At 53.8% G+C, this 22,451-nt stretch carries 22 protein-coding genes; 2 read left to right on the top strand and 20 right to left on the bottom strand.

Annotated elements, in window-relative coordinates; translation table 11 throughout:
* Nucleotides 1-20: 20 nt before the first annotated feature.
* From OS242_RS16475 to ppdK, 6 genes are all read right to left on the bottom strand, one after another.
* Entirely contained in the window at nt 21-227 is a 207-nt protein-coding gene (locus OS242_RS16475) for an alpha/beta-type small acid-soluble spore protein (RefSeq protein WP_267152792.1), read from the bottom strand.
* Nucleotides 228-322: 95 nt separating this feature from the next.
* A complete protein-coding gene (locus OS242_RS16470) occupies nt 323-526 on the bottom strand; it encodes an alpha/beta-type small acid-soluble spore protein (RefSeq protein WP_267152791.1) in 204 nt (67 codons plus the stop codon).
* A gap of 214 nt (nt 527-740) precedes the next feature.
* Nucleotides 741-941: an alpha/beta-type small acid-soluble spore protein gene (locus OS242_RS16465; protein ID WP_267152790.1), complete on the bottom strand. Its 201-nt coding sequence runs from the start codon at nt 939-941 to the stop codon at nt 741-743.
* 366 nt (nt 942-1,307) lie between these two features.
* Nucleotides 1,308-2,954 carry a peptide ABC transporter substrate-binding protein gene (locus OS242_RS16460; protein ID WP_267152789.1) on the bottom strand — a complete coding sequence of 549 codons (1,647 nt, stop codon included), beginning with the start codon at nt 2,952-2,954 and terminating at the stop codon, nt 1,308-1,310.
* A 64-nt stretch (nt 2,955-3,018) separates the two neighbouring features.
* Nucleotides 3,019-3,828, bottom strand: coding sequence for a metallophosphoesterase (locus OS242_RS16455; protein WP_267152788.1), 810 nt, complete (start codon nt 3,826-3,828; stop codon nt 3,019-3,021).
* A gap of 88 nt (nt 3,829-3,916) precedes the next feature.
* Nucleotides 3,917-6,589, bottom strand: coding sequence for a pyruvate, phosphate dikinase (gene ppdK, locus OS242_RS16450; RefSeq protein ID WP_267152787.1), 2,673 nt, complete (start codon nt 6,587-6,589; stop codon nt 3,917-3,919).
* A 454-nt stretch (nt 6,590-7,043) separates the two neighbouring features.
* Between ppdK and OS242_RS16445 the strand changes: the two genes are divergently transcribed.
* Both OS242_RS16445 and OS242_RS16440 read left to right on the top strand, forming a co-directional pair.
* Entirely contained in the window at nt 7,044-7,496 is a 453-nt protein-coding gene (locus OS242_RS16445; RefSeq protein ID WP_267152786.1) for a GNAT family N-acetyltransferase, read from the top strand.
* 81 nt (nt 7,497-7,577) lie between these two features.
* Complete coding sequence (locus OS242_RS16440) at nt 7,578-8,951, top strand: LVIVD repeat-containing protein (protein ID WP_267152785.1); 1,374 nt, start codon at nt 7,578-7,580, stop codon at nt 8,949-8,951.
* A 78-nt stretch (nt 8,952-9,029) separates the two neighbouring features.
* Here the strand turns inward: OS242_RS16440 and OS242_RS16435 are convergent, their stop codons facing one another.
* From OS242_RS16435 to OS242_RS16370, 14 genes are all read right to left on the bottom strand, one after another.
* Complete coding sequence (locus OS242_RS16435) at nt 9,030-9,527, bottom strand: hypothetical protein (RefSeq protein WP_267152784.1); 498 nt, start codon at nt 9,525-9,527, stop codon at nt 9,030-9,032.
* A complete protein-coding gene (locus OS242_RS16430) occupies nt 9,524-10,000 on the bottom strand; it encodes a hypothetical protein (protein ID WP_267152783.1) in 477 nt (158 codons plus the stop codon). Before OS242_RS16430 ends, OS242_RS16435 begins: the two co-directional genes overlap by 4 nt.
* A gap of 214 nt (nt 10,001-10,214) precedes the next feature.
* Complete coding sequence (locus tag OS242_RS16425; RefSeq protein ID WP_267152782.1) at nt 10,215-11,354, bottom strand: zinc-dependent alcohol dehydrogenase; 1,140 nt, start codon at nt 11,352-11,354, stop codon at nt 10,215-10,217.
* Between the two features lie 12 nt (nt 11,355-11,366).
* Nucleotides 11,367-11,729 carry a spore coat protein gene (locus OS242_RS16420; RefSeq protein WP_267152781.1) on the bottom strand — a complete coding sequence of 121 codons (363 nt, stop codon included), beginning with the start codon at nt 11,727-11,729 and terminating at the stop codon, nt 11,367-11,369.
* Between the two features lie 18 nt (nt 11,730-11,747).
* Nucleotides 11,748-12,155: a hypothetical protein gene (locus tag OS242_RS21335; protein ID WP_323372968.1), complete on the bottom strand. Its 408-nt coding sequence runs from the start codon at nt 12,153-12,155 to the stop codon at nt 11,748-11,750.
* A gap of 96 nt (nt 12,156-12,251) precedes the next feature.
* Nucleotides 12,252-13,088, bottom strand: a complete 837-nt coding sequence (locus OS242_RS16410; protein ID WP_267152875.1) for a methyl-accepting chemotaxis protein — start codon at nt 13,086-13,088, stop codon at nt 12,252-12,254.
* A gap of 242 nt (nt 13,089-13,330) precedes the next feature.
* Nucleotides 13,331-14,743, bottom strand: coding sequence for a zinc dependent phospholipase C family protein (locus tag OS242_RS16405; protein ID WP_267152780.1), 1,413 nt, complete (start codon nt 14,741-14,743; stop codon nt 13,331-13,333).
* 121 nt (nt 14,744-14,864) lie between these two features.
* On the bottom strand, nt 14,865-15,686 hold the full coding sequence (locus OS242_RS16400; RefSeq protein ID WP_267152779.1) for a phospholipase C: 822 nt from the start codon (nt 15,684-15,686) through the stop codon (nt 14,865-14,867).
* Between the two features lie 253 nt (nt 15,687-15,939).
* On the bottom strand, nt 15,940-17,037 hold the full coding sequence (locus OS242_RS16395; protein WP_267152778.1) for a GerAB/ArcD/ProY family transporter: 1,098 nt from the start codon (nt 17,035-17,037) through the stop codon (nt 15,940-15,942).
* A gap of 37 nt (nt 17,038-17,074) precedes the next feature.
* Nucleotides 17,075-17,305: a hypothetical protein gene (locus tag OS242_RS16390; RefSeq protein WP_267152777.1), complete on the bottom strand. Its 231-nt coding sequence runs from the start codon at nt 17,303-17,305 to the stop codon at nt 17,075-17,077.
* 17 nt (nt 17,306-17,322) lie between these two features.
* Nucleotides 17,323-18,561, bottom strand: coding sequence for a Ger(x)C family spore germination protein (locus OS242_RS16385; RefSeq protein WP_267152776.1), 1,239 nt, complete (start codon nt 18,559-18,561; stop codon nt 17,323-17,325).
* Nucleotides 18,558-20,018 carry a spore germination protein gene (locus OS242_RS16380; protein WP_267152775.1) on the bottom strand — a complete coding sequence of 487 codons (1,461 nt, stop codon included), beginning with the start codon at nt 20,016-20,018 and terminating at the stop codon, nt 18,558-18,560. Before OS242_RS16380 ends, OS242_RS16385 begins: the two co-directional genes overlap by 4 nt.
* A 236-nt stretch (nt 20,019-20,254) precedes the next feature.
* Complete coding sequence (locus OS242_RS16375; RefSeq protein ID WP_267152774.1) at nt 20,255-20,872, bottom strand: hypothetical protein; 618 nt, start codon at nt 20,870-20,872, stop codon at nt 20,255-20,257.
* A gap of 801 nt (nt 20,873-21,673) precedes the next feature.
* On the bottom strand, nt 21,674-22,207 hold the full coding sequence (locus OS242_RS16370; protein WP_267152773.1) for a hypothetical protein: 534 nt from the start codon (nt 22,205-22,207) through the stop codon (nt 21,674-21,676).
* Between the last annotated feature and the right edge of the window lie 244 nt (nt 22,208-22,451).

Raw genomic sequence — 22,451 nt, 5'->3', positions numbered from 1 at the left:
AAGCAGTTATTTAGTTGTGATTAGCGTTGGCCGCCTGCCAGAGCTTGCTCTGCGTAAGCTACCAGACGCTTGGTGATTTCGCCGCCGACGGAACCGTTCAGACGGGAAGCCGTTTCCCCACCCAGGTTTACGCCGAACTCAGAAGCGATTTCGTACTTCATTTGGTTCAGAGCTTGTTCTGCACCGTTGACGAGCTTTTGGTTACGACCGCTGTTGTTGTTTGCCATTGTAAGGCACCTCCTGAATGGGATGTGAGTTTATTGTGCTCGTTTTTGAGAAGATCATACCGTGTAACTTGTACCAATTTGGCTTTGCGAACCGATTATTGAACGCGACCGCTCAGCGCTTGCTCAGCATAAGCCACCAGACGCTTGGTGATTTCGCCACCGACGGAACCGTTGAGGCGGGAAGCCGTTTCACCACCCAGGTTGACTCCAAACTCGGAAGCAATTTCGTACTTCATTTGGTCCAGCGCTTGCTGTGCACCGTTGACGAGTACTTGGTTGCTGTTGTTGTTGTTTGCCATCTGTGTGTCACCTCCTTGCGTTGGGGGATTGGTCATAGTATGGGCGGTATGAGCGCCTTCATGCGATGCAACTTTTTCCAGTTCGGAAGAGACTCCAAAAAAGCCCCGAACCGATGCGTTGTTCAAGACTTGCCAAACCTCCACACATAAAGGGAGACCCCCGGACGGGGGCCCCCGTTTACAAACGAGCTATTCAGTTGTGGTCAAGCTGCGATTAGGCGCGGCCGGAGAGAGCTTGCTCTGCGTATGCGACCAGACGCTTGGTGATCTCGCCGCCTACGGAACCGTTCAGACGGGAAGCCGTTTCGCCGCCCAAGTTCACACCAAACTCCGACGCGATTTCGTACTTCATTTGGTTCAGAGCTTGTTCTGCACCGTTGACGAGCACTTGGTTGCTGTTGTTGTTGTTTGCCATTGTTGAAAGCACCTCCTTGAGTTGATGGGTATAGCATGCCTCCGGGAGGTGATCGGATACTGTGAGATGGTTGGCAACACTGGCGGGACTTGGAAGAGAAGGGCTGACCCTTCGAAAATCCCAAGGATTAGGATGTGCCGGCGAGCCATTTTTTATCAAAAAAAGAGTGCCTGCCATCTGGCAGACACTCGGCACCGCTTATTTGCTTTTGTTTCTGCGCTTGTTCTTGGGCAGATTGGACGGCTTTTTCTCAAAGCCTGTGTCCGGGTTGTAGACGTTGTCGTTTTTGTTGGCATCGACTTTGTTTGCCATTGGAACATCCCTCCCCGAACATAGCGTATCCGGGGGGAGTCCGATCAATCCTTGTTATTCCTTGCCTTGGATGTAGGTCTCTTTGAGATCGTAGTCCGGGCCGAAGACGCTGGTCTGCCAGTTTTTCACGTGGCTCTTGGTCAGGTACGCCTGACCGCGGAAGAAGGTCGGGCCGATCGGCATTTCCTTCATCAAGAGCTTCTCCGCGTCGACCATCAGGCTGGTGCGCTTCTTCGCATCCGGCTCAGCCTGCGCTTGCTTGATCAGCTTGTCGTAGTCGGCGTTTTTCCAACTCGGGTAGTTGAAGCCGCTGTCGGACATCCACAGGTCGAGGAACGTCATCGGGTCGTTGTAGTCGGCGCCCCAGACGGCAAGCATCAGGTCGAAGTCATGTTTGCGCGCTCTGTCGAGGCGCAGTTTGAACGGCAAGGTCTCGACTTCGACCTCAATGCCGAGCTTGGAACGCCATTGCTCTTGGACGAACTCCGCGCCTTTTTTGTTGGTGTCGTCGTCGTTTGCGGTCAGCTTGATCTTCGGGAACTCGGTCAGACCGGCTTCTTTCAAGCCTTCTGCCAGCAGGTCCTTCGCTTTTGCGGCGTTGTCTTTGCGACCGACGAGATCGCCTGCGATCTGGCGATATTCCCCGTCCTTGACGTTGACACCGTTCGGCACGATACCGGTCGCCGCTTTCGAACCGTTGTGGTAGACGACATCCGCATATGCTTCTGCGTCGATCGCATAGGTCAGCGCTTGGCGAATTTTTGCGTTGGTCAGAGCGGGCACGCGCTGGTTGTACATCACGTAGCCGGCCGTCAGTTCCGCTTCGACGGAAAACTCTTTGGAGTCTTTGTAGCTCTCGACTTGATCGCGGACCAGACCGATCGTCCGGTCGAGCTCGCCCGACTCATAGAGGTTGACCGCTGCGGTCGAGTCTTTGACTACTTGGAACGTCGCTTTGGTCAGCTTGACCTTGTCTTTGTCCCAGTATTGATCGTTTTTGACGAGGGTCGCCGATTGCTCATGCGCCCACTCCGACATTTTGAACGGGCCGTTGGCCAGCAGTTTGTCCGCTTCGGTGGAGTATTTGTCGCCTGCCGCTTCGACGAACTTTTGGTTTTGCGGGAAGAAGACCGGGAACGCCATCTGCTCCACAAAGAACGGAACCGGGTGAGCGAGCGTCACTTCCAGCGTCTTGTCGTCGACAGCCTTAACCGCGACGTCGTCCGCCGAGCCCTTCTCGGTGTTGTACGCTTCGCCGCCTTTGATCCAAGCCACCATGAAGGAGTAGCTCGCTTTGGTCTTCGGGTCGAGCGTGCGCTTCCAAGAATAGACGAAGTCTTTCGCCGTGACCGGCTCGCCGTTCGCCCATTTTGCATCGCGCAGCTTGAAGGTGTAGGTCAGGCCGTCATCGGAGACGTCCCAGTCGGTCGCCATACCGGGCTGCGCTTTGCCGTTTTTGTCAAGGCGGGTCAGGCCTTCGTTGACCGCTGCTTGAATCGTGAAAGCGATGTCATCGGTCGCTTTGGAAATGTCCATCGATGGAATATCGCCGGTGATCGGCAAGGTGATCTCTTGTTTTACATCCAGTTTGCCCGTGTCAGCGCCTTTTGCCGGTTCTTTATCCCCGTTGCTGCACCCGATCAACGTCACGGCTGCCATCGTGATGGCAAGTCCTGCACCCATCCATTTTTTGTTTTTCATTATGAGGTGCTCCCCCTTATACAGTTATAAATGTATATATTCTTTATTGTCATGCAATTTCCTTTCAAATCTCAATCCAAGATGCGCTGTTTTTAATCTCAGTCATCGGATCTTGGGTCCGCCACTCTTTGACATATCCGAGCGGATTGCAGATGACCTGTTGGTCGCCGCGCATTCTCGTGCCGTAGCGATAGTGCACATGGCCAAAGATGACGTGACGCACCTGCGGCGACGCATCGAGCAGGTCGCCGATGCGGGATGAGCCCATGAACGGTCGGATCATGTTCCACACTTTGTTGTGCGTCGAGACTGGGGCATAGTCGAGATACGGGATGAAGTGGTTGACGAAGATGATCTTTTTGTCCCGGTATCGGTCGAGCAAGGCGGCAAACTTGTCCACCATTCGCCCGCACAGTTCGTCGTCGTCCTGCCCGAACCGGGCGAGCACGCTGTCCCGCCACATCAAGTTGCGGTCTTTGATCACCTGTTCCCTTGTGCGTTCCGTTTCAAAGGAATAGTCGTACCAGCCCATATCGCCGATCAGCACCCAGTCGTCAGGCAGCAGGATCGGGCGGTCGATCAGCGAGGAGCGGTGGGCGCGGAGTTGTTCGTATTCGTGCCAGGAGTCGGTTTCTTTGTTGATCGTCCAGACGGAGTGATTGCCCGGTATGTACGCCAGCGGGATGCCGGTCGCCCTTTCGATCGCGTCGATGGCTCTTATGCATCGCTCCGAGCCGCCGGCCATGTCGCCGGCGACGACGACGAGGTCAGGCGCCGTCTCGCGGATGTAGGCGGCGATGTGGTCGATCAGATCGGCCTTCAGAGCGGCGCTGTTGTGATCGACGTGCAGGTCTGAAAAAGTTAACAGGCGCATGGTGCTGCCCTCCGTTCGCAAAAATTGAATGTTATGATTATAACACGAAAAAAGAACCTGCCCTCGAGGACAGGTTCTTTTTATCAAATTAATGACTGACAGCCGCCCATGCTTCCTTGCCGTTTTTCACCGTCGCTTGCGCCGCGGCGAGGCGGGCCAGAGGCACGCGGAACGGGGAGCAGGAGACGTAGTTGAGGCCGGTCTGGTAGCAGAACTCGATGGAGCGCTTCTCGCCGCCGTGTTCGCCGCAGATGCCGAGTTTCAGACCCGGTTTGACCGCACGGCCGAGCTTTTCCGCCGTCTCGATCAGACGGCCGACGCCTTCCGTATCAAGGGTGACGAACGGATTGTCGGGCAGGATCTGCGCGTCGACGTAGTGGTGAAGGAATTTGCCCTCCGCATCGTCACGGGAGTAACCGAACGTCGTCTGGGTCAGATCGTTGGTGCCAAAGGAGAAGAAATCGGCCTGCTCCGCGATGCGGTCTGCCGTCAGAGCAGCGCGCGGGACTTCGATCATCGTGCCGATGGTGTATTCGAAATGCTGCCCCGTTTCGACCATGACCTGATGGGCTTTTTCCTCGACCAGTTCGCGCAGGATCTTCAACTCGTTGACGTGGCCGACCAGCGGAATCATCACTTCAGGTCGTGCGTCGACGCCGCGGGCTTTTAGTGCGGCGGCTGCGCGGAAGATCGCGACCACCTGCATCTCGTAGACCTCCGGGAACGTGATGCCAAGGCGGCACCCGCGATGACCGAGCATCGGATTGAACTCGTGCAGAGCCCGGACTTTGCGGAGCAGATTCTCTTTTTCTTTGATCTTCCACAGCGGGGCCTCCTCTTGCAGACGGAGCTTGGTCAGCTCGACGACCAGGTCTTCCAAGTTCGGCAGGAACTCGTGAAGCGGCGGATCGAGCAGACGGATCGTGACCGGCAGACCTTGCATCGCTTCGAGGATCTCTTCAAAGTCCCGTTGCTGGATCGGCAACAGTTTCGCCAGCGCGACTTGCCGCTCGGCCAGCGTCTCGGCGAGGATCATCTCTTGGACGACCGGCACGCGGTCGGCCGCCATGAACATGTGCTCGGTGCGGCACAGGCCGATGCCTTCCGCTCCAAAAGAACGCGCTTTCAGCGAGTCTTCCGGGTTGTCGGCGTTGGCGCGCACATCCAGTTCGCGCACGTCGTCCGCCCAGGTGAGCAACGTTTCAAACTCTTCGGAGAGCACCGGGTCGATCATCGGGATCTCGCCGAGGATCACGCGGCCGGTGCCGCCGTCGATCGAGATCGGGTCGCCTTCGCGGATCACGTGCTCGCCGACCGTCACCGTCTTGTGCCGCAGATCGACGCGCAACGCTTCACAGCCGCAGATCGCCGGTTTCCCCATGCCGCGAGCGACCACCGCCGCATGCGACGTCATGCCGCCGCGCGTGGTCAGGATACCCTGCGACGCGATCATGCCGTGGATGTCTTCCGGTGTCGTCTCCGGACGCACGAGGATCACCTGCTGCCCCTTGCCGGCCAGTCGCTCCGCCTCATCCGCGTCAAACACCACGACGCCCGACGCCGCTCCGGGAGACGCGGCCAGCCCTTTGGCGATCACGTGCAGTTTGGCATCGGGATCGATGCGGCGGTGCAGGAGTTGATCGAGCGAGTCGCAGTCGACGCGCAGCAGGGCCTCTTCTTTATTGATCAGCCCTTCATTGACCAGATCGACCGCCACTTTGACGGCTGCCTGCGCGGTGCGCTTGCCGTTGCGAGTCTGGAGAATAAACAGTTGACCCCGCTCGACAGTAAACTCGATATCCTGCAGATCGCGGTAGTGCTGCTCCAGCCGTTGCGCGATCTCGTGGAACTGCTCATAGACCTGCGGCAATGCCCCCTGCAACGCCGAGATCGGCTGCGGCGTGCGGATACCAGCCACCACGTCCTCGCCTTGCGCGTTGATCAGAAACTCGCCGTACAGTTCCTTCTCCCCCGTCGACGGATTGCGCGTGAACGCGACGCCGGTGCCGGAGTCGTCGCCCATGTTGCCGAACACCATCATCTGCACGTTGACCGCGGTGCCGAGGTCATCGGGGATGCTGTGCAGGCGACGGTAAACGATGGCGCGGTGATTGTTCCAAGAAGAGAACACGGCGCGCACCGCTCGGTCGAGTTGCACGAGCGGGTCTTGGGGAAATTCCTCGCCCGTCTTTTGCACGACGAGCTTTTGATAGCGGGCGATGATCGCCTGCCAGTCTGCCGCGTCCAGTTCAAGGTCGAGGGTGACGTTTTTCTCCCGCTTCTTTTCCAAAATGATGTTCTCGAAGTGATAATTCTCAATATTGAGCACGACACCGGAAAACATTTGAATAAATCGTCTATAACAATCGAAAGCGAAGCGCGGATTGTCGGTCAGGTCGGCCAACCCTTGCACCGTGAGATCGTTCAGGCCCAAGTTGAGAATCGTATCCATCATGCCGGGCATCGAATAAACCGAGCCGGAGCGTACCGAGACGAGCAGCGGATGTTGCGGGTCGCCGAGCTTTTTGCCGGTCCGCGCTTCCAGTTCGGCCAGTGCGGTCGCGATCTGCCTTTGCGTCTCCGGGGTGACGCTCTCACCGCTTGCGTAATATTCGTTGCACGCTTCCGTCGAGATCGTAAACCCGAACGGCACCGGCAATCCGACGTGGAGCATCTCCGCCAGATTTGCCCCTTTGCCGCCGAGCAAGTGACGCATCTGCGCCCGACCTTCGTCAAACAGATAGACCAACTTGTGTGCCATATCTCTCGCCTCCGCATTCTGAGCAATATTTTCCTCTGTCTAAATGAATTATAACTCACAATCATGCCATCTACAAGCAATTAGTATGTCACATAATATGAATGTGTGACATTTTTGTGCATACTTGTCTCAAAAAATAGGATTTCCCCCTCGGTGCTTTGTCCCTTTCCGACAGAGGCTCTCCTCCATAAGATGAAGTAACTTGATCGAACGAAGGAGGGGAATCATATGAACATTCGTCGTCGCAGAGTTCGCCGCGTTGTCTTCGTCAACGTGCGCTGCGGTCGTACCGTTGTGGTCCGGATCGGAGGTCGCACTCTCGTCATCCGTTGCCGTCGCGGTGGCCTGCTGTAATCCGCTGAGTCCACACAAAAAAGCATCTGCTCCGGCAGGTGCTTTTTTGTTATGATGTAGATTACCAACATTTAACTACTGCAAAAGGAGGTCATTTTCCATGACCCGACAAACAGCCACGATCCGCCCCGCTGAAGAGCGCGACGTCGCTCGCCTGAGCGAATTGATGTACGAATACATCTGCGATTTCTACCAACGCCCCCGCCCGCCGGAAACACGCGTCGTGGGCCTGATCCGCACGTTGCTCGATCATCAGGCAGGCATCCAGTTTGTCGCCGAGCAGAACGGTGACCTGCTCGGATTTGCCACTCTGTACTTTACCTACAGCACCACCGTATGCGACAAATCCACCGTAATGAACGACCTCTACCTCACAGAGTCCGCCCGCGGCACCAGCGCGGCCGAAAGCCTGTTCCGCGCCTGCCAGTCCTACACCCGCGAACACGGCTATGCATGGATGTCCTGGGAAACCGCACCCGACAACCACCGCGCCCAACGCTTTTATGAAAAAATGGGCGCCCAAAAAGGGCCGTGGGTGACGTATTCGATTTGATTCGTACTAAAAGCGGGCCTCTGACCGTACATATCTGTGGATCGCGTGTAAACGTTGACTAACAGAGGGGGTCACTCATTCATGAACAAAAAATTCCGCGCCTCACTGGCTGTGGCGCTTGTTTTGACGCTGGCTGGGGCACCGACGGCGATGGCGTGCGAGGACGGGCAAAAGGCGCATATCCAAGCCGGACCGGAAACGCTCGGCGGTGCGCCCGTGATCAGCGGGAAGGACGAGTTTAAAGGGCTGACTGAAGTGGCGGCCGTGCCGTTGAAGCAGCTCAAAGGCGTGCCCGCGATCACCGGCGATGTCACCGCTCATAAAGGATATGCATACGTGGGCACATATCGCGGTCAAGGCACCAACGAGGGCGTGCGCATCTTCGATTTGAAAGACCCGTCCCATCCGGTCGAGATCTCTGTGATGGGCAACGATCTGCCGGGCACTTGGCAAGAGAAAGTCAAAGTCGAGAGCGTGTCCACCCCGTATTTCAAAGGCGATCTGGCGGCTTTTTCCGTGCAAAAGATCCCCACTTACAAAGGCAGCGACCGCCTCGAAACGGGCGGCGTGGTGCTCTACGACGTGTCCGATCCCGCGCAGCCGAAGCAACTGGGATTCTGGAAGACGCCAAAAGAACTGCCGACCGGTACGCATGAGTTCACGATCACCAAGCAGGGCAACCGCGTCCTCCTGCTCACCACCAACTACAAAGCGGCCCAGTACCGGGATCAAGGCGTCACCGTTCACGACTTCTCGATCATCGACATCACCGACCCGGCGCATCCGGTCGAACTGGCCAACTGGGACCCGCGCGAGACAGGCACGCCAAACTACAACGGCGAATACCGCTTCACCGACGAAAACGGCGCGACCCGCACGGCTTTCCTGCACAGTGTGATCGCCGACGAAACGGGCAAACTGGCGTATCTCTCCTATTGGGACCTCGGCACGATCATCCTCAACATCGAAGACCCGGCTCATCCGAAGTTCATCGGCCGCACTTCTTTTGACCGCAACGTGCAGGGAGCGGCGCACTCGACCGCGTTGGCTCACGGCGGCAACATCCTGATCGAGACCCGTGAAGTGTTCTCGCCTGACCCGTCCGACCCGAACTTTGAGCGGGGCTGGGGGTATGCCCGCATCTTTGACATCAAAGACAAGAGCCGTCCCAAACTGATCTCCACCTTCCGCACCGCCAACTCCGTCACGCAGATCAAAGCGGGCGAACGCATCCCCGGCACCTATACCGTCCATGATCCGAAGGTGCACGGCAACACGCTCTACCTGTCGCACTACTCCGACGGCATCCGCATGGTCGACATCACCAACCCCGCCAACCCGACCGAAGTCGCCTCCTACGTGCCGAGCTCCGCGATGGTCTGGGGTGTCTATGTGGACAACAACTACATCCTCGGCTCCGACATGGGCTCCGGCCTGAAGGTGCTGAAACGATAAGTAAAATACGCAAAGACCACCTGCCTTGCGAGCAGGTGGTTTTGTTTTAACTACTTGTTCTCCAGTGAGAGGGGCTTTTTAGTCTTCTTTCCATTGATATCTCTTCAGATAGACAAACAACCGCAACGTCAACGGTTGCACAAAAAGATACACCAAAAAGGAGTACTCGAGTTTCCACGTCTTATGGGTAAACACTCGCCCCAGGTGAAGCAACCACTCGATCCCGGTCGCCAATAGGGCAGTTGCCAGCAGAAAGGCGACGATCTGCAACCCCTTCGGTTGCCACTTCTCGTACGCGTAGAGAAACAGGTACCCAGGCGGTGCAAACATCAGGTACGTGAGCAGGTCAAACCATTCGATTTTGTTGAGATCCATGATGTCATACAAATCCTTGACGACAGGTCCAGCCAACGCATGATCAAAGATACGCGCCGTCGCTGCGCTGAACACCGCCATCGTCACGATGATCGAGAGGGGAAACCGTGGCGGCAGTCGCAGTGCGATGATCAGCGTGAGAAGAAAAAAAGCGATCACGGTCCACTCGTTGAGGTCGAACCGCTCCGGCAGAAAGATCATATGGTTACCCCTTCTCTGCGCAGAAGTCCACGAATCCCTTTCTGAATCGCCGTGGCCATCAACATCACAACCGCCCACAGGATCAACGACCACCAACGTTGATATTGCACATAGCAAAAGGCTTGGCTCGCTGCACCGAGCGCTTCCAATCCGAGCAACAGCGCATAACACCCGACAGTGGCGGCGACTTTGCCCGTCCGGGATTGAATCCAAAGCATCAGATTCAGATACAAAAGCAACAAGACCGGAATCATCACCACCTCGAGGATCCTCTCGACCAGAAAGAGGTGCGGTTCGTCCGACAACTTAAAATAATTGCTGTTTCTCGGTGTACATGCATCAAACGCCGTAGCCAAAACAGCCGCGCACGCAAACCACACCGTCACGACCTCCTGCGGATGCAGGTGATGTCGCACAACTGCGAATGCAACCAGCAAGAGTAACATGATCGCAAGGATACTGACGACTCCCATCCGATTGTCCCCCTCGACTCTTTTCGATGCCTTATCTTTTGTCAAGAATCGATGCATTATGAGTGAGGCGTAAACAAATAAAAAAAAGCCTGCTCCTGTGAACGCTCATATAGAGCGGGTCCTCCTTTCACACTTGACCGTCAACCTATTGACTCGTACAAAAAAAGCACTGCGTGACCCTGAGTTCGGTCGGAGCAGTGCTTCTTTCGTGCCCTTAATGCGGCTTGAGCAGGACTTTGATACAGCCGTCGTCTTTCGAGTCGAAGATCTCGTACCCGCGCTTGGCTTCCGACAGCGGGAGGCGATGCGTGATCACATCGCTCACGTTGACTTTGCCTTGTTTGATCAGGTCATACAGATAGGGCATGTAGTGGATGACCGGTGCCTGCCCGGTGCGCAGATTGATGTTTCGCTGGAAGATGTCGCCGAGCGGGAACGCGTTGTATCTCGCGCCGTACGCGCCGGTGACCTGGATCATGCCGCCTTTGCGCACGCATTGAGTGGCGATGGTCAGCGCCCCCATCGAGCCACCTTGCATCTTCATCGCCGTCTGTACCAATTCGAACGGCGAAAATTTACCGTCCATGCCCACGCAGTCGAGCACGACATCCGCACCGCCTTGGGTCATCTCTTTCAAATGGTTGCCGATGTTGGCGTCCGACTCGATGTTGACGATCTCCACGTTGTTGGTGCGTTTGGCGTGTTGCAGGCGATAGTCGATGTAGTCGACGGCGATCACCCGCTTGGCACCTTTGATCCACGCGAATTTCTGTGCGAGCAGTCCGACCGGCCCGCAACCGAGCACGATCACCGTATCCCCGTCGCGCACCCCGGCGTTGTCGACCGTCCAGTACGCGGTCGAGGCCGCATCGGCGAGCAAACAGATCTCTTCGTCCTCCATCTCACAGTCGTCCGGCACTTTAAACGGGGTGAAATTGCCGTAGGGCACGCGCAGATATTCCGCCTGCCCGCCCGCATAGCCGCCTGCCGTTTCGGCATAACCGAAATAGCCCCCCATATCGCCATGCGGGTTGGAATTGTCACATTGGCTTTCCAGATGGTTGTTGCAATAGTAGCAATCCCCGCACGCGACGTTGAACGGGATGATCACCCGATCCCCTTTTTTGAGTTTCGTGACTTCAGGGCCGACTTCTTCGACGATGCCCATCGGTTCGTGCCCGATGATAAAGTCTTTCGGGAAATTCGGCACCAGTCCATGGATCAAGTGCAGGTCCGATCCGCAGATCGCCGATGTGGTGACTTTGATGATCAGATCGTCCGCTTTTTCAATCTTCGGGTCGTGCACCTCTTTGACCTGGACATCCTTGATGCCTTGATAGGTTACGGCCTTCATGGGGGCTCCTCCTTATTGGGACTCGAGACGGGTCGCTGCCGGGGTTGGCTCATCCGGATACAACGGCATCTGACCGACCTTGATCGCCATCTGCCCCATGATCGTATCCATCGTGAATTGCTCGGTCACATGATAAGGGTGGAACCAGCCTTTGCTGATCATCAGAGCTGTCAACTGTCCATGAAAGAGGATGGACAATTCCAGGTGTTTATGTATCACCCCGCGAACCTGAGGCGTGATGCTCTCCGACAAGGCGATGGCTCCGTTGCGGATCGCCGTTTTGGTCGCGAGCAGCAGGTCCATCGCGATCCCCGGATCGACCAGCTGATCCAGACCGGCGAGGTGGGCAAGATCATCCGTTTTCAGCGTATCCATAGCGATGTCACCTCCTGTTTAGTGGTGCGTTTTGATCGGTTGCGATTCTTGGGCGGAAGGCGGTTGTTGCTGCGCCATCTGCCGGCCTTCCTGCGGGTATTTCATCGCCCATGCTGCCAACGGGTTGGTGGATTGCAACAGTTCCTGCGCTTGCGGCACGATCTGCGTCAAGATCCAGTTCAAGTCTTGGAGCGCTTGGATCGAAGCTTGGACATCCATTTCGAGCATCGCTTTCAAGTCCGGGTCCTTGACCATGCCTTGCACCAGTTTGGATCGGTTGAGACAGATCGTTTTGAAGTTTTGCATTTCATGGATCTCCATGATCTCGTGGACGGTGAAACTGTTTTCCGGCAATTGATTCTGCGGCGAGTTCGGGTTGAGTTGCGCAACCGCTTGAGATGCCAGTTGAGACAGTTGTTGAAACACGGGATTCACCTCCTGTTGTGTGACAGGGGTATTGTTTCCTAAATAGCAACGAAAAAACACCCGACGAATCAGAAGGATTCATCGGGTGCGTTCCCGTTAGATGCTGGTCGCCAGTTTCTCTGTCGTTCCCGCGATATGATCGTACGCTTCCTTCAAATCATTCACAGCCGAGAAGTTGGTCGTCACTTGTCCTGTCACTTCGACGATCCTCTCCGTGATGATCGCGACCGACTTGGTGATCGCTGCCAACTGCTGCGTGATCTCCTCGGCCGACTTGTGGCTGGAGTCGGCCATCTTGCGGACCTCGTTGGCCACCACCGCAAACCCTTTTCCTTGTTCGCCCGCTCGTGCCGCTTCAATGGCTGCGTTCAGACCGAGCAGTTGCGATTGGGAGGCGATACTTTGCACAAAGGACAGCATCGATTCAATACTCGACACGTACTGTTTGACCGACTCGGACTCCCGGTTTAGTTCCTTCATTTGATCCACAATTCGCTCCGTCGATTTCAGCACTTCATCCGTGTGAGCCGTCATCTCTTCCACCATCGCCATCAATTCAGATGTGCTCGATTGCAGCAGCGATTCCCGTTCGGTGATGTCGGTCGCCACTTTCACAATGGCCTCTACACGATCCTCTACCCGAACAGGCATGTAGGTGGCTTCCAAGATCATGGAAGTTCCGTCCTTGGCGACGCGGTGGATCTTGTCCTGAAAGGCTTTCCCTTGCCGCAAGTCCATCCAGAACTCCTCGTATCTTTTGCTCGACGTAAATTCCGGCAGACAAAAAATCCGATGGTGTTGCCCGATGATTTCATGAGTCTCATAGCCCATTGCCCGAGCAAAATTCTCATTGACCCACGTGACGGTTCCTTGCGTATTAAACAAGATCAAAGACAAATGGCTCTGAATCGATGCCAGAACAGCCTGCTCCATCGCCTGTCCGATAAGATGCGTCAAAAAAATCACCCGACTCTTTCTCGTTGATTGTATCGCTGAAAACACTCCTCTGCAGATGAGGAATCGTTGTTGTAGAAGTCACCCGTTGCCATTGAATAGACTCCGTATGGATAGCCTATGTTCATATACGCCACGGATAAGCACATCGCCTTCTTCCTTCGAAATAAAAACACCCAACGAATCATTTCGATTCATCGGGTGTTGCGCACTCTTCTGAACTATTGAACCGGCACGAACTGCCAGATCGCTTCGCTGCTTTGGTGGTTGGTCGTCAGATACGACCAGTTTTTCGTGCTGATCGCCAGCCAGCCCAGGTAGAGTTCCTGTTGGAGCGGCGAGATGCTGTTCAGATACTTGCCCGTGTTCAGGTTGAGAGAAGAAGAGCCGGCGGCCGTTCTCGTCAGCCGATACACATCGCGGTGGTCTTGCACGTCCATGTAGACCGGGACACCTCGGCTGTCCTGATACGGGTAGTAGCTGTTTTTCTTGTACGTGGTGAAGTAGTTGTAGCTGCTCCAGTTGGAGGCTGTCATCGAGATCGAGGCATCGCTGCCGTGGTAGATGTTCGGATCGTTCACATCGCCCTCTTTGTGCAAGACGACCGGCGTGCCGTGGACATACGCGTCCGCTTGGGCGGCTGATTGGAGCACGTAGTCCCAGTTGTTATACACTTCAAACGTCAAACCGCGCTTCGGATACGAGCTCGGAACCAGGTAGTACGGTTTCCCAGCCTGCAGCGTGTCGCCTTTGGAGTCCAGCAGCACCCCGTTGTCTTTCGGAGTTTTGACAGGAGTATCGCCGACGTACGTTTTGAACCACAGGTGCAGAAACCCGGCCGTCTGACGTTGCGCCGCATCGAGGCTGGACAAGGTGCCCGGCGTGACCGCCTGCTGCCACGCGGCTGTATTTCCGGCGTTGTAGTAGCTGTACACCGTAGAGTTGCCGATTGTTGCAAATTTTGCCTTGGAGTTGACCGCCGCCGCGTGGACCCAACTCTCCGGGGTGGTGATTGCGCTGTTGTAGTGGCCGTTCGCATCGGTCACCAAGGCGCGGTCATGGATCGTCTGCGCGTACTCTTCATAGTCACTGTGGAAACCTGTCGGGGAATCGAGTGCCGTGAAGTTGGACGAGTGCATCGGCTGCGTGGAATCGGTGAAGTAGTGAGCGGCGACGCCGAGGAAGTAGAACGCTTTGTCATAGTTGCCTTTTTGAAAATACTCACCCGCGTATTTGAAATACTTCGAACCTTCCGTTAACGCGGTCGGTGAAGTTTCCCCGTAGTAGTTTTCTTTTGTATCCGGATCGTAGAAGTGCGATTTCCAGCCGCCGAACGTGTAGCCGCCGTTGTTGAACGGATCGAGATAGTCGGCGTCGTACAGGCCCTGCTCGAACTGGTTGCGGTACTGGGGATCATTCAAGTACCCGACTTCGTTGGCTTTGACAGTGCCGTCCGTGTTTCGTGCCATGATCTCGATGGCGTTGTCCGCGATCCACAAGTGCGTGCTGTGCTCCGGATCGTGCGGAGCATCTGCTCCCCAAGCGTGCGCAGTCGGTGACTCCGTCGCAGGGGCGACGGCTGCCGTCAACCCGAGTGCGGCTGTCCATGCGATGATGGAAATCGGTTTTTTCATGATTTTCACTCTTCCCTTCTTTTGGAAAATTCGGATCGTGTAAATCTTTTGCCATCATCGCATAATCAACCATTTATGACAAATGTGTTTTTTAATAAAAACTTAACAAATACAAATCCACTTAGCGATACGTCTGCCACCACAGGTAGGCGAAACCGGCTGTATGTTGTTGAGCGGCTGTCAAACGTTGCTTCGTCGGGGCGGTGACTGCGGCTCGCCATTGATCGGCCGCCCACTGGCTGAACGTAGCATCCCAGAACCATCCTTGAATCTCGCTGTTGTAAATCTCCGGGAAGTGCGACTTCGATTCCTTGGCGGTGAGGTGCAGCCATTGCTCCGGATCATTGGTGGCGAGTTGCGTCGGGAGCCCGGAGGTGACGGCAGCATGACTTTGAATCTGAGTCGCGTACTCTTCAAACTTGGAGTGATAGCCGGGTGCTCCGTGATTGAGGTTGGAGAAATTCGCCGCATGCATCGGTTGGGTCAGGTCTGTGAAAAAGTGCAACGACACGCCCAGATAGTAGAAGGCGCTTTGCAAGTTGCCCATTTTGTAATGGTCGCCCGCCATTTTGAAATACTTGCTCCCGGCTTGGCGCGCTGTCGGATAGGACAGTCCGGCGTAGTTGGTCATCGTGTCCGGATCATAAAAGTGCGAGGTGAACGTGTAGCTGTCATAATACGGATTCATGTGATCCGCATCGTACAAGCCTTGCTCCCAATCCTGACGATACTGTTCCATCGTGTCCCCGGCCAGTTTGATCGACGGGTCGGCAGAATGTTTCAAGATCTCAACCGCGTTGGAAGCGATAAACAAGTGCGTGCTTTTCGCCGGGAGATGCGCATCATCTGCCGACCATGCGAGTGCAGATGAAGTGGTTGCAAAGAGCATGGCTGGAGCTGTGAGACTGAGAACGGTGAGTAACTTCATGCGATTGTTGGACATGTACTTGGAATACCTCCACAGCTGATGATTAAGTTCGGAATAATTCTATTCATTAACCACTTATAAAATTATCCCGAGTAGTACAATACTATTTTTCATAAAAAATCGTCAATGATAGGTTTAACAAATAAGTCTTATTGCCTATGTATTTTTCATAAAGATCCACATACGGAACTTGTCAATAGGTCCGGAAAACAAAACACTCCGCATCAACCGGGAATCGGAATCCCATTGATGCGGAGTGTTTTTCGTTTCATCGGGTGAGGAACTTCTTTCCAATTGCGACGGCGACGAACAGCAGCGGAAACACCAAACCAAACGTCGCAATGAGAGGCACCCAGATCGTGCTGTCCCAGTGCCGCATAAACGAAGAGTCTGGATACACCATCAAGGACAGCACATACAACATCATCCCAAACGGAAAGGTCAACACTCGATAATTCTCGATCCGTAGCAGTTGCGCCATCGCGAGCACCCCAGCGTAGAAATAAACCACGATTTTAAAAAATAACGAAACAAACCAGATGATCGCCATGATCACTTCGATCCTGTTGATGAAGTTGAAGAGATTGATTTTTCTTGCCAACGCATAGTTTGGATACATGCTTCTGGACGTGGCATCCACGCCCAAAACGAGCACACAGAGGATCGTCGTGATCAAGATCAACAGTCCCCCGATCAGATTGCCGAGCAAAAACTTCTTTTGCAGTCTCTTGCCTCGATCCGTACAGGCCGGGGTCAGCATCAACATAAAGATCAGCGGGAAACCGGAAAAACTCACATAAGACAACGTGGACTGTAAGATCGGCTTGAACTCCGCCTCCAGCATCGGTTGCAGCCGGTCTGTCTCGATTTGAGGGGACACGAAGATAATGAACGCGATCACCAATAGGAGAAAAAAAGGAAATAAAATCTCCGCAGATCGGGCCAATGTTTCCAATCCCAGCCGCGTTCCCTGGATCAACAGCAAGATATACAGGAGATGGAAATACTGGATCGGCGTCTCCGGCATGATCTGCGTGGTCATGAAGTCTCCCAGATAGTACAGGCAGCTACCCGAGCCGACACAGAAAGCAACCACGATAAAAAGCAACGTGATCGGGGCACCCACCCACCGTCCGAACAGTTTCTCGATGATCTCGACCAACGTTCGATCCGGATACAAACTCCCGATATAGAGATAGAACCAGGACAAGGCCAACGTGACCACAATCCCCACCACCACCGGCAACCAAGCATCTTGCTGGACAGTGCCGGCCAGCCCGGAAGGGACGACCAAGATGCTGCTTCCCATCGTGAACAACATGGTCAGGATCATCAATTGATGACCGCTTATCTTCCCGTTATCCACAGCTTTGCCCCCTCGCTCGCTCGTCTTCCACTCCGAGTCACTTCAACATTCCCTCGATCAGGTCACTCACCGGCTTGTACACCGCGTTGATCGGCTGAAAAAGATTCGGAATCTCCACATCGAGGGCCTTCAGGACATTCAACCCTGTCGCCACACACAAAAAGAAAGCAAACACCCACAGTTCTTTCCTGCGCTTCCGTTTCCGAAGAGAGGGGACTTCGATCCAAGCTACCGCAAGCGCTGCTGCCAGGACTGTGAAAGCGGCCATCTTTGATCGTCACCTCCCTACTTCTGCTCCTTGGCCTTTTCCCTTGCTTTTCGCATTTCTGTCAGATAGGAGTTTACTTTCGTTCCCGTTCTGCGAATCTGCAGATCTACGTCGACAACCACAGGAACATGAGGAAAGACTTCGTCCCACTCTCCTTGGATCTTCTTCCAATACTTCGCATCCTCGCGGTGGATCACTTCTCCGAAGCCGAAAATATCGGAGCGGTATTGGTGCTGCGCTTTGTCGACTGCCCGCTGAATGATCTGTTTGATTCTTTGCTCGCCGTTGCGCTCCAGTTTCTCAATCGTCTTCGGATCTTGCAGGTCCACGTCGCATAGCACTTCCCCCACATTCCCCTCGGCCTTGATCTTGATCTGAATCTGCGGTTTGCCGTTTTGAAATTTCGCCTGCACGTTGGATGAAGAGCGAATCATCTCCAAGATCACCTCCCCCTTTTGCGGGCAGGCTAGGGGGCCGACCGTGCTTTTTACGTTGTCCGCGATGTAGTTATAGCCCTTGCTCTCCTCCTCGTTCAGCCAGCCGACCAATTTGTCACCCCGGAAGACGCCAATGCCTGTGTAGACGACGTAAGCGGGCGGCTCCAGACGCTGCAGAGCCTTTTCACTTTCCCCGGCCCGCTCATCCCCTCGCACCATCACGCCGGTCAAGACCGGCTGTTTGCCCAAGGAGACCAAGCTCGCTTCCACTTCATCCAATCGCACGGCAACCGTCGGAGCCCAGTGTTTCTCCGACATCTCCAGTGAACTGAACAGTTTGTTCGCAGGGACTTTTTCGATTTGGGTAAATTGTTTCAGCACATCTCCCGCCTTCGTGTCTTTTGTCACGATCACATAAAAATCAGGTCTGTATTCATGATCTCTCGAAAACAGATCGAGGATCGGTCCGACACCTTCTTTAGCGACTTCCTCAGAGAGGATCAACATGCGCATATGCGCCAGATAGAGCTTCCGAGGTGAGACGGTCGTCAATCTCCGCATGCCTTCAAACATCGACGACGTCTCCATTTCAAACGTTGTGACCGACGCCTGTCCGATCCCTTCCCCGCCGCCTTTCGAGGAGATCACGCCTTGATTGATCACCTGGACGGAAAACATGTATTGGTCAGCACCCGGTTCTTTGTCGATGCCGATCGCACCCACGATGGACAACTCATTGAGTTCCCGCCGATTCCAACAGCCGGTGATCATCAGCACGACGAGAAGCATCGTGAGAACGAGCAGGAACGTACGCTTCACTCCGCCTTCCCTCCCTTTTGACCGACCCTGACCTCGCGGGGCCATCGCACCAGAGCGTCCTTTTGATCTCCCCATACAAACGGCGAGAAGGGAGTCAGATACGGAACCCCGAACGACCGGATGCTGGTCAGATGGAACAGCAACGCGAGCATGCCGACGATGATGCCGAAGATGCCAAACGTCGCAGCCAGCAACATCAACGGAAAGCGCAAAACGCGAGTGGCGATGGAGATCGCATAGTTAGGAAAAACAAACGAGTTGATCGCTGTGATCGACACGATGATCACCATAGCAGGCGATACCAAACCAGCCTGTACCGCCGCCTGTCCTAGCACCAGCGCGCCGACGATGGAAATGGCGGTACCCACCGCCCTTGGCATGCGGATCCCGGCCTCGCGAAGCAGTTCGAACGTGATCTCCATCATCAACGCTTCCGCAAATGCCGGAAAGGGGATGCCTTCCCGTTGCGCGGCCAAGCTGATCAAAAGCGAGGTCGGCAGCATCTCCTGATGAAACGTCGTGATGGCTATGTACAGCGACGGAGCGAGCAAAGCCAGAAAAAAGGAGGTCAACCGCAAGAGGCGGAGCACCCCGAAATCGGACAGATGATAATAATCTTCCGCCGCCTGAAAAAATTGAATAAAAACGGTGGGCATCAGCAAGACGAACGGCGTCCCGTCGATAAACACCGCCACTCGGCCTTCCAACAGAGCAGCCGCGACCACATCCGGCCGTTCCGTATTGTTTACAGTCGGAAAGACAGCGTATCGCTGTTCCCGGATCAACTCTTCGATATAGCCGCTCTCCAAGATTCCGTCGATCTGGATGCGATCCATCCGAGCATGGAGTTCTTGCAAGACCGACTCTTTGACGAGGCCGTTGATATACATGATGGCGACATCCGTTTTCGTCACCTTGCCGATCTGTTTCGTCTCCATCCAGAGATTGGGATCTTTGATTTTCCGCCTCACCAGCGAGGTGTTGACCCGCAACGTCTCGGTAAACGCCTCTTGCGGACCCCGAATGACCGTCTGTGTGACCGGTTCGGAGACGGCACGATGTTCTGGAGCGCTCGTTGTCACCGACAACAGTTCTTGGCAGCCGTCAAACAAGATCACCGTCTCGCCCGATACGAGCGACTGCGCCGCAGCCTGCAGATCTGTCGCCCGTTTCACGTCGCCGACCGTGATCGCATTTTGTGCCCACTCGATGACCGCCTGCTCCTTGAGTGCCTGTTTCGCAAAGCCCTCCTTTTCGGCTTGCAAAGACAGAGTTTCCTGCACGTCTTGGACGCGGGCCTGATCCACCAATCCATCGAGAAACAGGACGCCGATCAATAGTTCCCCAGCCGGTCCCAGCCTGAACGTCCGAATGCCGAGGTCTGTGCTGCCGCCCAGCAGTTTTGCTGTTTCTTCGATTCGATCTTGCAATCCGGGCGTGACTTGTGTTTGCGTCACAGGCACTTGCTCGTGCTCATGTTGACTTCTGTGATCCGTCGCATGTTTGTGTTTCTGTGGTTCTTTTGACTTGCGAAATCTCATCTCGTGCCGCCCCTCACCTACGTGTATCAATAGCTGTCTAGGTTACCATTTGCTGGATAGATTAGGTTTATGCGAGGAGTCTCCGAAGAAAATAAAAACCCGACGAATCAACTGGATTCATCGGGTGAGGTCTGCAACTCATCCGTACTATATTAGTTGGTCCGCCCTTCCATTTCTTCATAACGTGTTCTCACTTCTTGAAACTTCAATCTCGAAGCCTGATCCAGCCAATCATTATGCAATTCGAGCATACTGGCATCCTCAAATACAGACCTGTCAGTGTCACCGAGAAGTTCAAGGTCTCCCTGAATTGTTTGCATATCTTTGTTCAACGTGAACCAAAATTCAGAATTCATATTGACTGGATTCGAGTCATTTGTATATGGCCATGTTTCGCGAAGTCTTGCATCTACCGCTTGTTTGTAATATAAGAAGAGATTTGAGAGAAATGAAGTGCTTCCACCTCTTTTCGCATCATCATGATAACGAAGATAGCCTTCCAAACTCCGCAAATCATTTTCTGCAAGAGCAAGCGCCGTAGAGATAGCCAGAAGGGAACTGGAAATATCACGTGGCGACTTCTTTTCCCAATTTTCTAAAACGGTCTGTACCTCATGTTCAGCCATATCAATTTCGGAAAAGGCTTTGAGCACATGATGGTCGTACTCCTCTCGATGTTGATCTTCTCTTCGTTCATCGGTATACCAGAGCAAACCAACTACCAGAACAGCCGCAAGAATACCAAGTACCAGCGGTTTTGACCTCTTCATGCTTCTCCACCTTTCGTAGCTCAACGCTTATTAGAGGATTTTTCCCATTGCTCCTATGAACCGCCACCACATATTACCATTAAAATTCAATATTGAGCAATTCGTGATTTTTATATTAATTATATAACATAAACAAAACCGATAGATCTAAAGATCTACCGGTCGTATTCAGCAGTTCGATTAGTTTCCCGTAGGTGTATACATTCATTGACATTCACTATCTTTCTAACCATCCCAAGTATAATCTTAACCGTTCAAAACGCTATGTCTGTCATCGGTCGTGTTGTCATGAATATGCTTTCGATTAGACGCTTGCGGAGGTGTTCTCAATAAAGCGAATCGGATTGCGCCCGATGCACAGCACTCCATTGACGTCTGGCATTCGGATGAAAGAGGGATTCGCCGTTCAGGAGTCATGCAATGCGTTTTCAACTCGTGGTACTCCCGAAATGTTTTTGATCTCAAGCACCTCTTCGACGGAATCAGCGTAAAAGATGAAGTTCTTAAACATCCACATACGCTGATCGACGTGCTTCTGCAAAATTCCTCTAGTGTCACCTGCCCGCAATTGGAAATTTCCTTTCCCACACTTCTGCCAATAAAACCGTTCTCACATTTTATGGCATGATCTTCAAGTATTTTTTGAACTTCCTCAATCGACTCAGCGATCATCACGTTTTTCTTCCACTTCCATTGATTCGTCTACTGCGAGTGCACTGATCAATGGTCATAAAAAAAGATGACTCCTGATGAATATCAGAAGTCATCTTCCGGCCGCCTAACAACCGTGGTTCTTTCTTCTTATCGCCCGCCTGTATTTGTAGCCCAGACAGGCTTCCACTCGCCGTTGTAGTTTCCAATGGTGTCATAGAGAACCACGTTCCCGTCATTTTGAGCGATCAGCGTATCACCTACGAGGCCAGTCGGAACAACCATCGGCGGGTGGTACCAGCCTTCCATCCATGCCGCGGTATCTGCACGCCAAAACATAAATCTACCTTCAAGATCTGTGATATAAAGATTGCCGCTGCTGTCGAGTTTCAATACCTCGGCATATCTGTAAAAGTAACGCCCCAAGAACGGATCCCAGATTTCAACCTTGTCGCCTCTGGTGTCAGAATCCCAGAGAGACGAACCGCCTTGATAATGCACGAGATTCCCATCCCACTGCATGACGAAATTAAATCTGCCATCACTTGAGGTCAGCTTTCCGTCATGAGAAATGGATTGGCCAGGTCTGAGCGTGTCCGCTGCCAAGGCCGAAGAGACAACAGGGAGCGAAAGCATGGATACCGCAAGAAACAGAAAACCAGTCTTTTTCACGAGATTCTTCATAGGTTCGAGCTCCTTTACTGTCGTTTTTCACTTCACCAACACTATATCATATAAATTAAAATAATATCAAGTGATATTTTTGTGTTTTATCCATATATATTTAAATACGTATTGATGCTTAGAATGCAGTCATCGATAGTCAAACTGAACACCTGTTTCAGTGTGTCTATGAAAGATTGCACGACTAATTTCCTATGCTTCTTACTCCTTTTTCAGATCACTTGTACTGTCTAGAGGGACAGCG

The sequence above is a fragment of the Tumebacillus lacus genome, from assembly GCF_026410385.1.
Classification (GTDB): domain Bacteria; phylum Bacillota; class Bacilli; order Tumebacillales; family Tumebacillaceae; genus Tumebacillus; species Tumebacillus lacus.
This window is presented reverse-complemented; position numbering and strand designations above follow the sequence as displayed.

What these genes read in the sequence shown, in the direction of transcription:
- OS242_RS16420 (WP_267152781.1), bottom strand. Translation starts at nt 11,729, where the DNA reads ATGGATACGCTGAAAACGGATGATCTTGCCCACCTCGCCGGTCTGGAT.
- OS242_RS16405 (WP_267152780.1), bottom strand. Translation starts at nt 14,743, where the DNA reads ATGAAAAAACCGATTTCCATCATCGCATGGACAGCCGCACTCGGGTTG.
- OS242_RS16470 (WP_267152791.1), bottom strand. Translation starts at nt 526, where the DNA reads ATGGCAAACAACAACAACAGCAACCAAGTACTCGTCAACGGTGCACAG.
- OS242_RS16455 (WP_267152788.1), bottom strand. Translation starts at nt 3,828, where the DNA reads ATGCGCCTGTTAACTTTTTCAGACCTGCACGTCGATCACAACAGCGCC.
- OS242_RS16440 (WP_267152785.1), top strand. Translation starts at nt 7,578, where the DNA reads ATGAACAAAAAATTCCGCGCCTCACTGGCTGTGGCGCTTGTTTTGACG.
- OS242_RS16390 (WP_267152777.1), bottom strand. Translation starts at nt 17,305, where the DNA reads ATGGCCGCTTTCACAGTCCTGGCAGCAGCGCTTGCGGTAGCTTGGATC.
- OS242_RS16465 (WP_267152790.1), bottom strand. Translation starts at nt 941, where the DNA reads ATGGCAAACAACAACAACAGCAACCAAGTGCTCGTCAACGGTGCAGAA.
- OS242_RS16445 (WP_267152786.1), top strand. Translation starts at nt 7,044, where the DNA reads ATGACCCGACAAACAGCCACGATCCGCCCCGCTGAAGAGCGCGACGTC.
- ppdK (WP_267152787.1), bottom strand. Translation starts at nt 6,589, where the DNA reads ATGGCACACAAGTTGGTCTATCTGTTTGACGAAGGTCGGGCGCAGATG.
- OS242_RS16475 (WP_267152792.1), bottom strand. Translation starts at nt 227, where the DNA reads ATGGCAAACAACAACAGCGGTCGTAACCAAAAGCTCGTCAACGGTGCA.
- OS242_RS16435 (WP_267152784.1), bottom strand. Translation starts at nt 9,527, where the DNA reads ATGATCTTTCTGCCGGAGCGGTTCGACCTCAACGAGTGGACCGTGATC.
- OS242_RS16400 (WP_267152779.1), bottom strand. Translation starts at nt 15,686, where the DNA reads ATGTCCAACAATCGCATGAAGTTACTCACCGTTCTCAGTCTCACAGCT.
- OS242_RS16375 (WP_267152774.1), bottom strand. Translation starts at nt 20,872, where the DNA reads ATGAAGAGGTCAAAACCGCTGGTACTTGGTATTCTTGCGGCTGTTCTG.
- OS242_RS16430 (WP_267152783.1), bottom strand. Translation starts at nt 10,000, where the DNA reads ATGGGAGTCGTCAGTATCCTTGCGATCATGTTACTCTTGCTGGTTGCA.
- OS242_RS16425 (WP_267152782.1), bottom strand. Translation starts at nt 11,354, where the DNA reads ATGAAGGCCGTAACCTATCAAGGCATCAAGGATGTCCAGGTCAAAGAG.
- OS242_RS16460 (WP_267152789.1), bottom strand. Translation starts at nt 2,954, where the DNA reads ATGAAAAACAAAAAATGGATGGGTGCAGGACTTGCCATCACGATGGCA.
- OS242_RS16410 (WP_267152875.1), bottom strand. Translation starts at nt 13,088, where the DNA reads ATGGAGCAGGCTGTTCTGGCATCGATTCAGAGCCATTTGTCTTTGATC.
- OS242_RS16370 (WP_267152773.1), bottom strand. Translation starts at nt 22,207, where the DNA reads ATGAAGAATCTCGTGAAAAAGACTGGTTTTCTGTTTCTTGCGGTATCC.